The organism is Chryseobacterium binzhouense, from assembly GCF_007474545.1.
Lineage (GTDB): Bacteria > Bacteroidota > Bacteroidia > Flavobacteriales > Weeksellaceae > Chryseobacterium > Chryseobacterium binzhouense.
Window position 1 is genome coordinate 426,123 of record NZ_VKOG01000002.1, and the last position, 17,134, is coordinate 443,256.

The window sequence follows — 17,134 nt, forward strand, 5'->3', positions numbered from 1 at the left end:
TAATATTAAAAGGTATCTGCTTTCAGAATATCTGAATAGTTGACTTTCATTTCTATGGTGCGCCCCGAGAGCTGTTCTTCAATCAAGCGAATCATCATCACTTTACTGTTTGGGTAAGTGAATTTTTTGAAAACATAAATATTCCTGAAATTTTTTCTGAAGTGTTTCTGCGGATTGAGCTGTAAAATGGGTGTTAGATCTACACTTTGGTTATTGGTGGCTTTGTGTATTTTTTTGTCTTCCAAGGAGAATTTCAAATCCTCAATATCATAGTTCAGATTAGAATTATTCTTGATGGTCATATCTAAAAAAATATAAGCACTCATCACATAGACATTATTGAGCTGGAAGCTGAGTTTTAGATTTTTTTCTTCTCTAATCGGATTTTTTTCAGATTTTTTTCGAATAATATCCATCGAAAATTTTCTCAGTTCAAGATTAGAGAACACCATTTTATCAAATTCTACAGGCTGCATCGCTTCGGGCTGTATATGAATATTGGTAATCGTATTGAGGTTATCCTGATTTCTATGCACCACTTTATACTGTGCAATGAAAGATTGTGCGACAACGGTAATGATCCCAATAGTATTTCCATTAACAAAAACGGAAGGTATATTGATTTTTCCTTTCTCGTCAGAATCAGGATGGTCTGTGATCTTTATTCTGGCAATGTTTGTAGAAGGCAAATCTCCAGTCAGTTTTTCTGTTGACAAATCCACGTACTGAATGGGCTCAGGCGAGATAATATGCAGGTTGATGCCTTCGGTAATTTCAATCTCAGGTAAATCGGAAACAATCTGTTCTTTGGTTGCAGTTTGAGCCGTGAAAAATTGAGCTGTGAATATTAAAAGGGTGTATAATAAAGTTCTCATTGTTTTATTTTTTTTGTTGGTTTTGTGAATCTTTCAATTGATTTTCGTCGATCAAAAAGACATATGAGTTGTATTTCAGTTTTGCTTTATTTTCTTTGATCAGGTTGGCAATAGATTTAGATGTTGATGTAAACAGGCTGGATCCAATGCTTGAGAAAAATCCTTTTCCGCCCATATCCATCTGAGTTCCTTGTACTGAGTTACTTCCCATTTCCCGCATCATATCTCTGAAAACGCTTTGCGGAACGTACAATCCCTTCATCCCGTCAACATCATAAATCGAAAGATTGACAGGATAGATTTCTCCTTTTGTGAATACAGATACAATGTTGAGATTGACTCTCTGCATTGAAAATCCTGAGATTTGTCCGTATAATATCGAACCTTTGATTATTTTTTTGTTCCCGACAAAGATGTCTTCCAACAATCGGAACCTAATCCTGCTTCCAAGAAAGCCTTTGTTATTTTCGTCAATGACCGCTTTGATAAAGCTGTTTTCTTTCTCCTTATAGAAAGCATTGAAACCACTGTTGATTCCGGATTTGCTCACATTGAAAGTTGAATTAAGAAAATCTTCCATTTTCTCTTTATTGGACTTCAGTTTTTGTTCTGCTGCGAGTTTACTTTGGTACTCAGGATCACGGGATTTTTCTAAAGAATCCATCACGAGCATTTGTTCTTTCAGATATTTTACAGGGTCTGGTTGGACACTTTGTGTCTTTTCTTTTGGTGTATCTGCGTATTTATCTTCTTGGTTCCCGTAAGATTTGTCATTCAGCATTTTAATGATTTCTGAAGACCTGTTGTAATCTTTGTCATCCCTCTGTGATTGATTTGGTTTGTAATACGAGGATTGATTTTCTTTTGCCTGGTATCTGTTTTGTCTTCCGTTTTCTGCTTTTAAGGAGTCAATTTTTCTTTTTTGGTCCAGTGACAATTGGTCATCATAGTTCAATAAACTATCTTCTTCTTTATCCAAACCACCAAGCATCGTTCTGTTATCCTCTTTTTTGAAAAAAGCATCATACGCATCATTTTTGGTCATAATGGAATCTTGCGTATCGCCGAGTGATAGTGACAATTCTTTTGGTTTATTTTTTTCAGAAGTATCTTCTTTGAGAAACTGTGCTCCTACGTAGCCGAAAAGAAAAAGAAATGGCAGAGCCAAAAGAGGCAGAACATATTTTTTTTCTTTAAAATTTATTTTTTTAATGTCCATTTTTTAATTTTTGGTATTGGTTGAACAAGTAGTCAATTCGTAAACTGTCTTCTTTTTTCAGTGCGTTTTTGTCTCTTTTCACTTTTAAAGTTTTCAGTTCTTGTACTATTTTTTCCATCTCTTTATCATTGTTGACAGATAGATTTTGACTCGACTTATTTTTAGAATAGAGAACCGGAGGTCTTATTTTAAATGCTGTTTCGGAAGGGAAAAAGATACCTTGAATTAGAGACCCTATAAATGAAACCGACAGTAGAATCATTGAATACGTGAAGAATTTCTTTGGATTTTGAACTGCCCACTGCAGCCATTTCTGACCCTTTTGTTTTAATGTAGTTTCCATTTTAGTAAGAATTTTTATTTTGATTGGACAGTTCCTCGTTATTGATGATTCGCCAGTTTTTAAGAATCACACCGTGAGGATTATTGGGACTTCTGATGATGTCTTCAAAGAAACCTTCGGTGATGAGCTTCCTCGTAATGACAGAAGATTTTCTTGTGATCATCTGCTTACCGAAAAAGCTAAATTTCTTTTGTTCCATACTAAGCGTAATCGAATCGGTATGGATACTGACCATCGAACTGGAAGCTATTATTTGATTGTAAAATCCTTTTTCCCTTAGGTTCGTATATTCCTTTTTTCCGCTGTCATCAATAAGATACAATGACTTTTGAATATTATCCTTGATATAGGTATCATCGGGAGCGAGTGTGAAAAACAATCTGTGGAATAATTCAATTTGAGCTTTATATTCAACAGGTCGGTTCAGCAGGACATCAGTCTGCTTGGCAAGAACCGGAACGCCATTGTCTAAAATGTAAATTGATTTTCTGGAATCCTCGATCATTCTGTATGCAAAGAAAAATCCGGCAATGACAATGAAAACAGCAAAAGCAATGGTGGATAAAGAAATGACCTTGTTGATCTTGATTCTTTGTTCTATATTTTTGATAAGCATCTTTATTTTAGTTGTTGGTTGATAATGTTTGGTTGTTGGTCATTCGTACAACATTTATTTTCCTTTTTTCATCGCTCTTTGAACTCTGCCTGATGCTGAACCTGCTGCTGCACTTGCTGCTACAGAAGCTCCTCCTGTTTTGGCAGCCAATATTGCTGTTTTAGCACTGCTTGCCATTTTTCCTGCTGCACTTTTCATTTTCGTCATTGCTCCCGCCCCTCCTGCAGAAACAATACTGTCTGCAATGGTTGGGGTCATTAGTACTCCGATTCCCGTAACAACATAGGCAACACAGGTGAAAAGCTGATTGTAGATCATTCCGGAGTTGCTCACATAGACCATCAAAGCGTCTAAGTTGGTAATGGTTCCATTGGATAATAAGGTATCATACCTTTCGATCTCCATTGTATAACCGGAAGCGATCAATTGCTGACCGATGTTGATGATCGTATAGGCAACAAAAGTGTAAAGATTAATGTTGATGAATTTTGATACCCAACTGTATAATGAATTTTCAAATCCGGGAATAAGAGCCATTCCAACAGCTATCGGTCCTAAAATGATTAAAATGTAAGACCATATATTTTGAATGAAGAAAATGAGATATACACAAATCCTAAGAATGGAAAGGCAACAAAACTCAATGAGTTCTGCGACTAATTTTTGCATTTGGAATTCCATTCGTATTGACCATTCTTTGATAGGCTGAATCAATTTATCCAATCCCTCACTGATATCAAACCACGAATCATCAGCATCTTCAGTGGTATTCTCAATGACTTCCTGCTTCGCATCTTCTTCCGCTTTCAGTTTTATAACAGCATCCAATAATTGTTGCTGTTTTTTAAATCTTTCAACCCGTAGATCATTGACTTCCGATTCGATTTCGCTGAAAATTGAGATTCCGGGTTCGGCAATGGCCTCAAATGGCGCTTGAATCATACTGACAAATCCACTCCAATAAACAAGCGTAAATCCGATAAGAATTGGTTTCAGCATTGGAGTGATTTCCCATTCTCTATCTCCGGCCGCCATTTGCCAACCCATATATCCAAGGTACATGAGAGCGCCTAAGCCGCCTATTGCTTTTCCTACCAAAGCAGATCCGGCGGCGCTATCTTGTACACTATTGTCTAATTTGGTAAAAACCTCCATAAACCATTTTTCAAAAGCGCCATCTCCTTTTAAAAATTGGAGTAGATTACTGTAATCGCCGTCTGTCTGGGCGAAACCCATTACAGGTAAAAGAATTGCTAATAGGCAAAAAGTTAATGTTATCGTTTTATTCATTTTTAATATCGGTGTTTGTAGTGGTTCATTATATTTTGAACAATCTGCCCGTCTGATGAAGGTGTCCACGCAGGTGGCAAAGCAAAATTTGAATGGTTTTTCAGAATATTCTTGTAATCTGTAAGAAGTGTTGTCTTGTTGTTGTGCTTCCTTAATTCCTGAACAAATTTTCGCCATTTGATAAGGGTTTCGTGGTACATAATGAACCTTTTTCCCCTTGGCATATCCATACTTCTGGACATTGAATATTTTTCTTTGATGAGATCCAGTTCTTCCTGAAGTCTTTTTAATGCTCCTGTTGAGCTGAGTGTTTCAAACGTTTGCAGGTCTTTCAGTCGCCACTCGATAAAATTTTGAGGTGTATCGGGAAATTCAGTAATAGGTTTTAGCATTCGTTTGTAATACAATAGCCAAAGAGGATCGGCATCGACAGTAGCGGACGTCCAATGGGCAAAATCCTGAACGCTCCTTTTATGAATGGTATCTGAAGCTGCTTTTATCTTTTTTGCTTCTTCCTCTTGAAACTTTAGCTGGGCAAACCTTTGATTTTGAACTCCTGTCGGTTTTAATGGACGAATGTCTTCCCCATCCTTATAATCCCTGTTGATTTTTGGAGCCCAAATTCCCCACACCGTTGCGTAGGCAAAATTGGTTTGGATTCCTAAAAAGTATTTTGGATATGGTCTCCAATCTCCCCAATCTTGAAAGACCATTCTTTTATGCTGGGCAACAATGGAAGGATCATTTAATCTCTTGACGCTGACTTGTCCAAACACACTGCCTGTAATCAAGATGAACTGAAATAGGCTGATTTTTTTTAGTAGATTTTCCATAATTTTTTAATTAAAGAGGTAATGGTATTTGGTGATGATGTCGCCAACAATGGCTTTGTCTATATTGATGTAATTACGAAGCACCGGAACCTGATACAGATAAGGGATTTTCTTGGCATTCTCTAATCGTAAATTGATGTACAGAATATTTCCGTTGATATTTCTGACCCTTGTAAAAATCTTTTCAATCAGCATTTCCCTATCCATTGCGTCCATTAGAAAATCTTTTTCCTCATTTAGAATGTCCTGCGTAACTTCCTGCTGAAGTTTCGTCGTCTGCTTCCCGATTTCAACATAATATTTTGAAATGAGTACCGAATATTCAGGATGCTGTGCTGATAGATCCAGCATTTTATTGGAGTTCGTTACTATTTTACCCAAATATTGATAGAGATAAATGAGTTTTTTGCTCTGGGTCAAGGCTGAATTCACATTTTTCAGTTGTTGATAGATGTATTCCTGAATCGCAATGATCTGCGTGATTTTATTGTTGATATCATCATACAATTCTTTTTGCTTTTCATAGGAATCCAGAAAAGCCTGTTCGCTTCCTAATCGAACACCGTGGTTTACGGTGATCTGTGACAGAAGTTTGTCGTTAATCACTATTTGCTGGCTTTTTACAGATGCAACAGAGAAGAAAAAAACTCCGGAAAAAAATATTTTTTTCATTTTAGAAAGATTTAATGTTATCCATGATGCTTTCAACTACTTGCTTATCCCTGTTGACATAATATTGAAAGGCTCTTTTGTTACGTTTTACCTTGGCTTTAATATCCCTTATCTTTAAAAGCATATGGGTAGAATTTCTGCTTATCGCCTTTACTTCACCCAAAGCATAGTCTAATAATACTTTACGTTCTGATTTTTCCATTTGGTTGATGGCTCCGTAAGACAAAATGATCCCGGTTACCAGCCGTGTTACCATTTGCAGATCATCAACAAACTGAACCTGAGAAGGCAAAACAGCGATAATGGAATAGGGAGCATCGTTTATTTCATTGATAATAGCAGTCTGATTGTTTGTTATTTTGGTTATTTCCCTGCTCATTGCTATTCCGGTGGGTATCGCTTGAATGGCAAATGAAACAATTCGCAATCTGTCCTGAACTTTGGTGATTTTTTCTTTAAAATTGTTCCATTGGTTTCTGTTGGCCGTTTCTACGGTGGCATTCGCAATTTGTTTTTGTCGCATTTCTTTTTGCCTGTCGTGTTCTTTCATCGTGGCATTGATTTCTATATCCATCATCGGAAATGAAACATTTTCCTGTTGCCATGCAGGGGTAGACCCACCACCGGAGGATCTCAATACCAAATAAACTAGAGGAATAAGCAAACTGACAACAATTTTATTTTTGCCACCGTAAGGTCGGCGAATCTCATTTTTCGATTTCATCATAGAAAAATTTAAAAATTCCGTTTATACCGGTTCATTATATTTTCAACAATAGCTTTGTCTGTATTGATATATCCGGCAAATGGATTAATAGAATTCCAGAATCCCAATCGGTTTGCTTTTTCTAATCGCAGTTTGATTGCTAAAAGCCAAAGCTTCAGATTTTTCACATTACCGGAAATATTATGAAGAATTTTGTAGCGGTCTCCTGCTGTTGCAAGATTCAGCTCTCCGGAAGCGAGAATATCAGAAACGTCGGTAACAATCTTTAGACTTTGCTCATACGTTTTTTGTGAAGCTTTCACCCCAAAAATGGCATACTCAGGATGTTCTGATGCTAGTTGTACCACTTGTGATGAATAAGCATAACATTTATTGAGCTCAGAGTAGATTTCCTGTGCTTGGATTCCATTTTGTAAAGTGCCGGAAACCTCTTTTAAACCCTTCAGAATTTTATTCTGAATGTCATTAGCCGCTACCATCTGTGTTCCCACCCAGGTCTGTGCGTCCTTTAATTTTGAAGTTTCCTCAATGACTTCGTTCTGCTTGGCTTTTAGATTTTCAGAATAAAGAATCATTGCCGCTGTTACCGTAGGGTCGATGTAGGTGTTTTGGGCGAATCCCATTGTCCCCCAGAGGGAGAAAATTAGTAGAAAAACCTTCAATATAATATGGTTCGCCAGAGATGAAACGTGACGAAATCCTCTTGGGAAATTTATAGGTTTAAACGTTTTCATAAGCGTAATTTTGTTTACTGATTAATTCTGAAAAACTGATATTACGGTCTTCCAGTTGCTGTGAAATGATTTTAAAAACATTCTTTCCTTTGTTCTCTTTTTTCATCATTCTATAAAAGGAATTGATTTTTTGATCTAAAGGATTTTGGTATAAATTCACGAGTGACACTAAGTTTTCCAGACTGTCTCCGAAGGTTTTTAAATCACCAACTATTCTGCGCAATGCTTCATCATAGTCTCCGTATTGGTGCACATAATATTCAACTGCCGATTTTTCCGGTTTTTCTGTAGTGTAGGTGAGATATTGTTCAAGCGAAACTTCATTTCCATAGACCTCTCCTTTTGAACCTCTTTTTAAGTAAAATTCTTTGAATCGGCTTCTCCCGAATTTGTTGTTGAGATTGTTGATGGTAAAAATCTTGTTTTGCTCTACTTTATTGAGCGATAGCAATGAAGCGATTTTATCAAAGTTGTCTTTGAACTTCGTCTGGTCAAGCAAAATAAATGTATCCGAATTATTGATGATGGAATCTTTAACCACTGCATTTCCAATAATGTCATCCAGTTCCTGCGTTACCACCACCGCTTCTCCCCAAAATTTCCTCACCGTTTTATATAAATAAAGAATGTATCCACCCATCAATTTACTAGCAATGGCCTTCCATGCTTCTTCGATTATTAAGGCTTTTCTGCGGTCTTTTCTGAGTCTCATTTTCTGAATGAAAGTGTCCATAATAATGAGCGTTACTATCGGAAAGAGCTTGGGATTATCTTTTACATTATCAATTTCAAAAACGATGAAAGATTCATCGAACAGCGTATTATCTGCACTTTCATTGAGCGTTGTTCCGTACCTTCCGCCTTTGTAAAAATCTTTCAGTACAAATAAAAAGGTGCGCAGATTAAACTCTTTCTCTATAATATTATGTTTTTTATTATTCAGGTAAATAGGAAGAAATTGATCGCAATAATCATAAAACCCATTGAACGAAAGTTCTGTTACAACCAGCTTTTCTTCCAGTTCTTTTATTTTCCTGATGATGGCTTTTCTAAAGGATTCATTCCATTCTTCTGCTGATCGGGGTTGCCTGATGATGTCATTCGACTTGATTAAAATCAACTGCGTTTCATTGTATATTTTCCTTCTTTCTTCATCGTTCAGCGTGTCATACGCTTCATACACTTTATAGAAATTTTCGCTTTCATATTCCGGGTTATTGATGTTCTTATCAGGATGATAGAATTTCAATAATTTTCTTCCCGCTTCCTTTATTTCATCGGAACTGGCATCGAAAGTAATTCCCAAAATGTCATAGTAAGTATGCTGTCCTTTTGCTTCATTCTCATATTCCGTGAATAGATCATCTTCGTGAATGTTGTATTTTCCGAGATATAGAATCAGTTCTTCAGAAGTTTTATTTTCATACCATCGAGTTCCAGCATTGAAATACCCGTGGTAAAACGACATCAACACATTGTCTAAAATGGATTTTTGTGCGGAAGACATTGAAGAATCCGGACCTTGCCAAATCAAGAAGATCAGGTTGGTTAAAAATTCTATTTTTTCGATATTAAATTCTTTTTGATCCATAAGAAAAGGATTCATCGTGATTGGTTTTTCTTCAGTGTATTGGATGTATCTGCCTCCCTTATATTTGCACGTTCCCGAATACGAATCTCCTGTATCAACAATGACCACGTCATAATTGTAGGTCAAATACTGCTCAATAATATTGTTCATCAGGAATGATTTCCCCGAACCTGACGGTCCTAATACAAACTTGTTCCTGTTGTTTATTCTTCCTGTTTTCATCGGTAGATCCGATGGGTCAACTTTTAGCGGAACACCTTGTCTGTCGGTGAATCTCAGGTAGAAATTGGACTCTTCATTGACGGGGTAACTTTCCTTAAAAAAAAAACACAAGGCCGCTTCGCTTGTCGTCATAAATAAATCATACTCCCTAAGTTCTGTTCCATTGCCCGGAATAGCTGACCGAAAGAGTTCCAATTGGTTATAAGCGTTTTTAGAAACAATGATTCCTTTCGTAAAAAGCTTGTTTTCAATCATTGACTGAATATTTTCCATTTTCTCCAGTGTCTGTGCTGAAAAAAGGATTGAAAAATGAGCATTGACAACGAGCTGTCCGTCAATGGCTATGTTATGAAGCAGGGTCTGGATTTCATCTGCTATAATGGCGTTGGACGGAGAATTGTTGGCTGCTCCTTCGTGCTTTTTCTTTTTTTTGTCGAGTTCCCTCTGCTGTTGTGCCTGAAGCGGAATCGTAATGATCTGATTGTAGACAATGGTCTCATAATCTTCTAGTTCATTGATAAAACTAAAATTATCAACTGCTGTTTCTGCTGCTGCACCGTTACCGCCGAGAACAGAGTAAGGCTCAATTTCTGAAGGAAGATCAATATTTTCTACATCCACGTAGGAAATATTTTTTACAAACCTGTTTCCGATCTGCAAAAATTCGTTGGTGCTTTTGATATTATCAAATATGGGAGAATCGGAAAATTGCATCGACAAAACACCTGATATATAATATTCAAAATCTTTCTCAAACAAAAACTGCGGTTCACAGTCATTCTGCTTCAAAAGCATCAATACTTTCTGACATTTGTCCCGTAGTTCTTTATAGCTTTTTTCAGAGAAATTGTAATGCTTATTTTTCTTTTTCAGCTTGTCATCAATAATATCGGTAAAGAACAGAACCGTTTCAATGGTTTTGAAAAGTCTGCCGTCAAAATGTTCCGAATATTTTTGTTGTAGAAATTGGTTGGATTGTTCGGCTGAATATTTCTTTTTTGAAAAAATATCGAGCTTCTGAACAATTCTTCCTTCTCCAATGATTGATACCACCTGATTTAAAACCGTGTGGAAAGTGAGATAGCTGTCAGGATCTGCCGAATATTGCTCGACAATGTTTTTTATCTTGATCCCGATAATAGGGTTTCCGTATTGTCCGAAAAGTACATCAAAATCCCAATTGAAATCCTTTCCAAGATCATATCCGATAAAAGGAATGCTAAATGCCTGTTTTTTTGTTGTTGCCATTCTTTAAAAGTTTATTACTGTCTAACCTTTTGGGAAAAATTAAGATGTGATCGAAGTTTTTGGTTTTGTCATACAAACCATATTTGTCCTGTCTTCTGAAGATAAGATAAACTCCGCCTGCGGTGACTGCAAGACCAAGTAAAGAGCCTAAGAGACCGAACTTCGAGAGTACCAATGCTGAAATGACCCCGCCTCCGATGACACCAACTGCGTAAAAGATATATTTCCCTTTGAGTCCGAAGAATATAAGGGGCTTTTTCAGCCCCTTATAAAGGTAGAATCCCATATTAGGCAAAGAATGCTGTTACGAATTCCGGAACTACAATCAAGAAGATCATTGCTCCCCCATAACCAAGGATCTCTTTGTTGACGTCCTGGTCACCATTCGTCCATTTATTATACACTCGGAGACCTCCGATAAAACCGACCAATCCTCCTACTGCTTTCAAAATCAGCTTGACCGGATCCCAATAATCAGTGATATCACTTGCGGCATTTGAAATAGCGGTTGCACCACCTTGTGCAAATGCTGGAGTTATCGCCATAATTGCCAAGGCTAGGGTTAGAACTTTCTTTGTTGTCACGTTTTTTGTGAAAAAATTTTTCATCATAATTCAAAAAATTTATAAAGGGTTAATAATCAATTGAGTGTTAAATTTTGGGCATAGAAGTCCCGGACAACGGATGGAAATCCGCTGTTAAGTCTAATAATCAGTACGTTAGATTTTGTTTAAGTTGACTAACTACATAATGGATTGATAAACCTTATATCCATCGTGATTTGCAACCAATTGAACCAGGGTTTCAGAAAGATTCAGCATCGCCTTCCAATCTTTAATTCTGGAAGTTTTCTGGTCTGCACTAACCGTGATCGGGTTTTCGCTAATCACTTCATTAGGTTTCTGATTTTCCTTTTCGGTTGATATTTTTTCCTTTTGTTCAAAATACTCTTCGCTTGATTCAGCATTTTCAGGATGTGATTGGTTTTCAATTTCGGTAAAATCCTTTTTTGATGGATTATCGAATTCATCCAGATCTTGTTCAGATTCAAATTGTTTTCTTAAATACTCCAGATCTTGTCGTTCTTCATTTCCTTCAGTGATATCAGAATGGATTACATTTTTATTAAAGGACTTGGGAGTGTTGAGATTTTCTACATCTTCAATCCCTATAGTTGCAGTAAGATCTTCGTACTGTTCGGAAATTTCGGACAAAGAAAATTCCTCCGTCTCTTCTTTATAGGTTTCTTTTTCTTTCTTCAGAAACAGATCGTATACAATGTTACCTGCATAATACAACACGTAAACAGCCAGAATAGTAAGTGAAATTTTTATCATTTTTTATTGATTTAGTTGTCAGTCAATCGTTGTCGTTTGTTGGTATTGAATCTTTGATTTTTTACCTCTTTTTAATCACTTGTATTTTGATTTTTGAGGTTTCATTGATATATTTTATAAGTTCATCGAATGTATGTTCTACTGCATATTTTTGCTTGCCTATAAGGCTTCTGGTATTAATAGTTTGTAGGCAGTTTCTTTTAAATACCGGGCTTGGCAGCAGCATTCCATATTTTGCGAGCTCAATGTCCATTGCTTCCTGATTCAGATACTTGTAGCCTTTATCATATTTGGAACGGATAAATATTCTTTCGGCCTCACTTTCCAGTAGTCCCAGCATATTGATGAAGACCAAAGTCGATTTTACAGAAACATCGGAATACTCAAAAGGTGTTACGATAAAATCACTGTATATGAGCAAATCACTGTATTTTGCATCGAGCGTTCCGGCCAAATCAAAGAGATTGATCTCATCGCTTTCTTTTAAATTAATGAGAGTTTCAAAGTCTGAAAAAGGCTGCTCTTCTTCCTCGCCAATAATTTCTACATCGTACAATTTTGGAATGTCCAATAGCTCATCTTCTTTCCATTTGTGATAGAATGATTTCTGATAATCAAAATCGAAAACATTGAGTTTTCTTTCTGAAAGTGCGGTAATGTAATTGGCAAAAGCGATGGCTAATGTCGTTTTTCCGGTTCCTCCTTTTTGGGTAGCAAATGTGATGATCATAGGTTTTAGTTGATTTTTATTGGACTGAAGATGATTTTTCCATCAACTTTATCGTCTCTTTTTTCGTCTTTTTTTGAGTTCATTTTCGGCAGGGTCTTTTGCAGTTCCCGAACTTTTCATCAACTCAAAAAGCATTTCGTTGACGGCTTTGTTTAATTCTGTTTTTTCATTATTTTCAGTCCGGTTTTCTGTCTGCACTTCATTGACGCTTATGGGATTCAGAAATTTTTGATATTCCTTTTCTCCGATTAATGGTTGAAGTTCACCCACGTAATGAAATCTGGTATGAACAGCATACAGCTTTCCATCTTCGCCTTTTGTTATAGAAATATCTTTTTTTTCATCATTTGTGTTTTTGTTATTTCTAATAAAGTCCTTTACTTCAAACTGGACTTTTCGGTAGGTTTCCAAATCTTTCTTCCCTCGGTTTTCAAAAAGCATAAAGTCCTTGATTTCTGCTTCCGGATTATTCTTCTTAAAAAATTCAAGCAGGATCTTTTTTGTTTCCTGGCTGCGAATATTATAATCCTTCAGTATTTCAAAAGTCTTCTTATCCACCTTGTCAGAAGTAAATTCAAATACTTCATTCATTTTCATAATATCACTTCCTTTGTATACTTCTCCTGTTTTATGGTCGATCACGGTGTAGCCGAAAGGATTTTTATCTTCTTTATGATGAAAAACCATATCGATCCCGAAAACATCTTTCAGCTTTTTTTGGAGCTCGCTTTCAAAGGCAATCTTCATTTTTGAATCATTTCCTCCGTCAGTAGTCTTCTCTTTTGGAAGCACTGCTTCATTTTTTCTATTATCCACCACTTTAAAAACCTTATTGGAATACAATTCTTTGTATTTGCTTAATATGGCTTTCATCTGCTTAGCCCTTTTTTCATTTTTGCTGTTATCAAAAACAATCTGATCCCCTCTAATAGATTTTTGGTTTACTCCGTTTTTTAAAATGTTAAAAGAATTTTCATCACTTGTGTTTTTGCCTATCTTGTAACCATTTCTGCTGAGTAGAGTTTCCAACTGATCAAGCGAACTTATTTTGTAGTTCAGCAGCTTTTCCAGTTCTTCTTCCGGTTTCTGACCATATAATTTTTCCATTGTAACGCTTAATGCTTTTTGGGCTTTAAGCCTTTCATAACTGTCATTGATCTTTTTCCCTGTCTGTTTATCAACCCGGGTTGAAACAATGTGTACGTGATTATTATCTGTATCCTTATGAAAAACCACAATGAAAGGCTGTTCGCCATATTTCATTTCATCCATAAAATTCTCCGTTATCTTAGTAAGCTCTTCTTTCGAATGCCCTTGAAATTTTGTAGAGATCATCGCGTGAAATTGAGGCTTCAACACTTTTTTATTCCCGATTGAAATAGCTCTTAAATAGTTTCTTACTTCTTGCTTGCTGCTTGATTCGTTAATGAATGAAGGAAAATTTTTCATCAGCATTAATTCTCCAATGCCTTTATCAATTTTCTTATCGTTATAATGAACTCCTGGAAAACTCGGACCTGCCGGATCCATGATCTTAACAATCATCTTGATAGCTTTGCATAGATTTTTGTAAAGATTTCGTTCTGTTCTTTTTTCAGAATTATGATCTCTGATAACTTATCCGAAAAATTTCTGAGTTTATTTTCGCTGATAAATTTTTGACCATTTGCTATTTTTGCTACCTGATTGATATTATTTTCAATTTTTCCGAAGATGTTATCCTGTTTTTCAATGAACGCCAATACTTTTCGTCTCTCGTCATCCATCATTCTATTCTCTACGGAATTGATGATTAGACTAGTCAGGGAAATTTGTTTATTGGAACAGATTTTTTTCCAATCTTTCTTCTTTTCACTCTTAATTCTGAAAAAAATAACTTCATCTTTTTGCTCATCAATATTCATCTTTCAAATTCAAATTTGATTTTAAAAATGTTGTTTTCTATATTGGAACAAAGATGACCGCCGCAATTGCCATAATGCCTACAACGATAGAACTAACGACTTTTACTTTTTTCACTTCCCTGATTTGTTTTTTATCTATTGAAATCGTCTCTCCTTTTTTGGAAATACCATAAATATTGTTGCCATCAACTGATGTGATTTTTATTTTGTGGATTTTTGCAGTGAAATCCTGAACGTCATATTTGTGATTTAATGCTAAAGAATTATCTTTTAATGGTTTGCCAGGATTCGAAACAATAGACCTACAAGATGTTAGTGAAAGAGTGATCATCAGGCATAAAAATTTGAAAAAGTTTTTCATAGTTTATGATTAAGGTGTTACCCAACTTGTCAAACCGTTTACGCTTTTTAGAATATATGTTCCGGTAGCAGGCGGAGTTGGAACTATCTCTGTTGCAAAACCAAATGAACCATCTGTTTTGGCAACTACTTTTTTCGTATAGGATGAATCTCCGTCTGCATTGGGCATTTGGGAAGGTGTAACGCTGAGCTTGCCATTGATATTTAACCATCTTTCAGAAAAATCCCCCGAAATCAAAGCAAATTTGTAATCCGTATAATTGTTCGTGATACTATCCCAAAAGCTGGTTGAACTTGTTGTAACGCGGGTTGAATGTATAGCTAGTTTATTACTTACGCTTCTGTTTCCTGTGGCCGGGCTACCAGCGCCAATGCCGATGAAAATATTGTTAGACCCTGTTCGGTTTCCTGTTCCTGACAGATAGCCAATAGAGATGTTATCATTTCCTGAAGTAATGTAGGACATAGCTCCCGGACCAATTCCAATATTTCTACTACCGGAGATTACGCCGTTTGCGATGCCATTCAAAGCAGAAACTCCTGCAGCATAATTAAGTTTGCCTGTAACTTCTCCTTGAGACATTGCATAAGCACTAGCGGAATTTCCTTTTCCAGAGGTTATATTAGAGTCGGTTGCAAAAATAGAATTGTAGTCACCGGTGATTGGACTTCTGGAATTTCCCAGTATGTAATTTTCTTTCTCATCAAAATTAAGATGCAGACTGTTCTTGACAATAAGTTCAACCGTAGAAGTGTTGCCCTTGAGTGCAACTGTATTTAGTGGGTCTTCTTTTATAAATGACTTCCATAGATCACCGTCAAAATAATACAACCCGGACTTTGTGATATGAATAACCTGACCGGATAAATTAGTAGCTGGAGATGTTACAAACACGACAGCTCCTTTTTTTGCAGATGAATATGTTTTTGCTGCGAGTTGGTTACCTGTAATCCTTGGAGGAATAATCCCGTCATAATGATTGGTGTCATTTGGTTTCCCTACAACTTCTAAAGTAGCCTCGGGCGTCTGGGTGTTGATGCCAATCTGTCCCTGTATTGTTGTTGCTATGAAAGGCAGAAAAAAATAAATTAATGTTTTCATTTTATTTTTTATTAAAATTCATTTGGTCTTAAGAATCGTATTAACTGTGTATAATTTGTATTAATTGCTATAATTTTAGCGTCCTAGTGTAGATAGGGTCTGATCCAATTTGAGTAGCCCTGAACTTCTCCATAAGTATAATATGATGTTGATATTGCGCCTAAAGAAGCTTGAGGAATTTTTATGGTGAAATTTTCAAGCAAGGCAGGAATAAGCATTGTTGAATTCTCAGGATGTAAAAAAACAATCTGGTTAGGAATATACCCTATGTCACTAAAGATATCCGGAATATTTATAAGTGCGTCGGAAGTAATTGGTTCTGAATCAGTCGACCTGAATATTTGAAATTTTACATTGACGATACCATTAACTTTTCTGAATGATACGGATCCTTTTAAGCCTCCATAATTTTTGGTCCCAATGGTATAGTATTTAGAAGCGGTTAAATAATTATTTGTATTTCCATTATAATTAACCGGAGCGGACCATGTAGAAGTTGCACTAAGAGCCGCAGTACTGGTATGGTCAAACGTCAATAGAATTCTATATTCAGTGGGTTGCTTTTCTTTTGAAAATCTTTGCCACAAATTGCCATCAAAATAATATAATCCGGGTTCAGTTATTTGAATGACTTGTCCTGATAAATTGTTAGCCGGAGATGTTACAAAGACGACAGTTCCTTTTTTTGTAGATGAATATGTCTTTGCAGCGAGTTGATTTCCTGTAATTCGTGGAGGAATAATTCCGTCATAATGATTGACATCATTTGGTTTTCCTACCACTTCTAAAGTCGCCTCTGGAGTTTCGGTATTGATGCCGACCTGACCTTGGATTGATACTACTATTAATGCCAGTAGAAGATGACTCAATTTTTTCATTAGTATTTTGATTAAAAATTCTGTGACAAAATTGGGCGTTAAAACCTTCTAAAACAATAGTATTCAATGGGTTTGGGCTAAATAAGAATAATCTGGATTAGTTTGGAAACTTCCCAGGATTAAAAAAGAATGATTTGGATTAATTTGGATTCTTGTACCAAAATTTAATTAAAAACAAAAAAACAAGTTCCGCAGTTTTTTTCCCCTTTTTGAAAAAAAGGCAAGATCGTCTTTGGATATAAAACTTGAAAAGTTTGTATATACAAAGACACATCTTGCTCAAAAAAAGCCGCTTATTTTTCGGAGTTCTGAAAAACGATTAATAGTATTGATAATCAGCAGTTTTGATTCTTTTATTGTTTTTATTGGAAATGTGTGGAAGTGAAGTCTGAGCATACGAAAGTAAATAATAAATCCTTTCAAAGTGATAATTTATCTATCGTATTGTAGATC

19 protein-coding genes are annotated in these 17,134 nt (G+C 36.0%); all 19 read right to left on the reverse strand.

What is annotated here, in order from left to right:
- Positions 1–5: 5 nt before the first annotated feature.
- The 19 genes from FNE73_RS07705 to FNE73_RS07795 all read right to left on the reverse strand — a co-directional run bounded on the left by FNE73_RS07705 (position 6) and on the right by FNE73_RS07795 (position 16,681).
- Positions 6–875 carry a DUF4138 domain-containing protein gene (locus FNE73_RS07705; RefSeq protein ID WP_028123306.1) on the reverse strand — a complete coding sequence of 290 codons (870 nt, stop codon included), beginning with the start codon at positions 873–875 and terminating at the stop codon, positions 6–8.
- Between the two features lie 4 nt (positions 876–879).
- A complete protein-coding gene (gene traM / locus FNE73_RS07710; RefSeq protein ID WP_028123305.1) occupies positions 880–2,088 on the reverse strand; it encodes a conjugative transposon protein TraM in 1,209 nt (402 codons plus the stop codon).
- Positions 2,084–2,437 carry a hypothetical protein gene (locus FNE73_RS07715; RefSeq protein WP_028123304.1) on the reverse strand — a complete coding sequence of 118 codons (354 nt, stop codon included), beginning with the start codon at positions 2,435–2,437 and terminating at the stop codon, positions 2,084–2,086. Before FNE73_RS07715 ends, traM begins: the two co-directional genes overlap by 5 nt.
- 1 nt (position 2,438) lies before the next feature.
- Positions 2,439–3,053: a conjugative transposon protein TraK gene (traK, locus tag FNE73_RS07720; protein WP_034975926.1), complete on the reverse strand. Its 615-nt coding sequence runs from the start codon at positions 3,051–3,053 to the stop codon at positions 2,439–2,441.
- A 54-nt stretch (positions 3,054–3,107) separates the two neighbouring features.
- Positions 3,108–4,343 carry a hypothetical protein gene (locus FNE73_RS07725; protein WP_143884137.1) on the reverse strand — a complete coding sequence of 412 codons (1,236 nt, stop codon included), beginning with the start codon at positions 4,341–4,343 and terminating at the stop codon, positions 3,108–3,110.
- A gap of 2 nt (positions 4,344–4,345) precedes the next feature.
- On the reverse strand, positions 4,346–5,176 hold the full coding sequence (locus FNE73_RS07730) for a hypothetical protein (protein ID WP_028123315.1): 831 nt from the start codon (positions 5,174–5,176) through the stop codon (positions 4,346–4,348).
- A 6-nt stretch (positions 5,177–5,182) separates the two neighbouring features.
- Positions 5,183–5,848, reverse strand: coding sequence for a hypothetical protein (locus tag FNE73_RS07735; protein ID WP_072410593.1), 666 nt, complete (start codon positions 5,846–5,848; stop codon positions 5,183–5,185).
- A 1-nt stretch (position 5,849) separates the two neighbouring features.
- Complete coding sequence (locus FNE73_RS07740; RefSeq protein WP_072410591.1) at positions 5,850–6,572, reverse strand: hypothetical protein; 723 nt, start codon at positions 6,570–6,572, stop codon at positions 5,850–5,852.
- Between the two features lie 11 nt (positions 6,573–6,583).
- Positions 6,584–7,309 carry a hypothetical protein gene (locus FNE73_RS07745; protein ID WP_228400879.1) on the reverse strand — a complete coding sequence of 242 codons (726 nt, stop codon included), beginning with the start codon at positions 7,307–7,309 and terminating at the stop codon, positions 6,584–6,586.
- Complete coding sequence (locus tag FNE73_RS07750; protein ID WP_072410589.1) at positions 7,296–10,370, reverse strand: TraG family conjugative transposon ATPase; 3,075 nt, start codon at positions 10,368–10,370, stop codon at positions 7,296–7,298. Before FNE73_RS07750 ends, FNE73_RS07745 begins: the two co-directional genes overlap by 14 nt.
- Positions 10,342–10,656 (reverse strand): DUF4133 domain-containing protein, encoded by a 315-nt coding sequence (locus tag FNE73_RS07755; protein WP_034975939.1) that lies wholly within the window; start codon positions 10,654–10,656, stop codon positions 10,342–10,344. Before FNE73_RS07755 ends, FNE73_RS07750 begins: the two co-directional genes overlap by 29 nt.
- A gap of 1 nt (position 10,657) precedes the next feature.
- A complete protein-coding gene (locus FNE73_RS07760; RefSeq protein WP_371462110.1) occupies positions 10,658–10,978 on the reverse strand; it encodes a DUF4134 domain-containing protein in 321 nt (106 codons plus the stop codon).
- 135 nt (positions 10,979–11,113) lie between these two features.
- A complete protein-coding gene (locus FNE73_RS07765; protein ID WP_072410587.1) occupies positions 11,114–11,707 on the reverse strand; it encodes a hypothetical protein in 594 nt (197 codons plus the stop codon).
- 61 nt (positions 11,708–11,768) lie between these two features.
- Positions 11,769–12,437, reverse strand: a complete 669-nt coding sequence (locus tag FNE73_RS07770) for a ParA family protein (RefSeq protein ID WP_040995592.1) — start codon at positions 12,435–12,437, stop codon at positions 11,769–11,771.
- A gap of 48 nt (positions 12,438–12,485) precedes the next feature.
- Positions 12,486–13,982: a relaxase/mobilization nuclease domain-containing protein gene (locus FNE73_RS07775; RefSeq protein ID WP_034975946.1), complete on the reverse strand. Its 1,497-nt coding sequence runs from the start codon at positions 13,980–13,982 to the stop codon at positions 12,486–12,488.
- Positions 13,979–14,341: a hypothetical protein gene (locus tag FNE73_RS07780; RefSeq protein ID WP_034975947.1), complete on the reverse strand. Its 363-nt coding sequence runs from the start codon at positions 14,339–14,341 to the stop codon at positions 13,979–13,981. Before FNE73_RS07780 ends, FNE73_RS07775 begins: the two co-directional genes overlap by 4 nt.
- Before the next feature lie 37 nt (positions 14,342–14,378).
- On the reverse strand, positions 14,379–14,702 hold the full coding sequence (locus FNE73_RS07785) for a bacteriophage spanin2 family protein (protein ID WP_034975949.1): 324 nt from the start codon (positions 14,700–14,702) through the stop codon (positions 14,379–14,381).
- A 9-nt stretch (positions 14,703–14,711) separates the two neighbouring features.
- A complete protein-coding gene (locus tag FNE73_RS07790) occupies positions 14,712–15,803 on the reverse strand; it encodes a hypothetical protein (protein ID WP_034975952.1) in 1,092 nt (363 codons plus the stop codon).
- A gap of 83 nt (positions 15,804–15,886) precedes the next feature.
- Positions 15,887–16,681 (reverse strand): hypothetical protein, encoded by a 795-nt coding sequence (locus FNE73_RS07795; RefSeq protein WP_143884138.1) that lies wholly within the window; start codon positions 16,679–16,681, stop codon positions 15,887–15,889.
- Positions 16,682–17,134 lie beyond the last annotated feature (453 nt).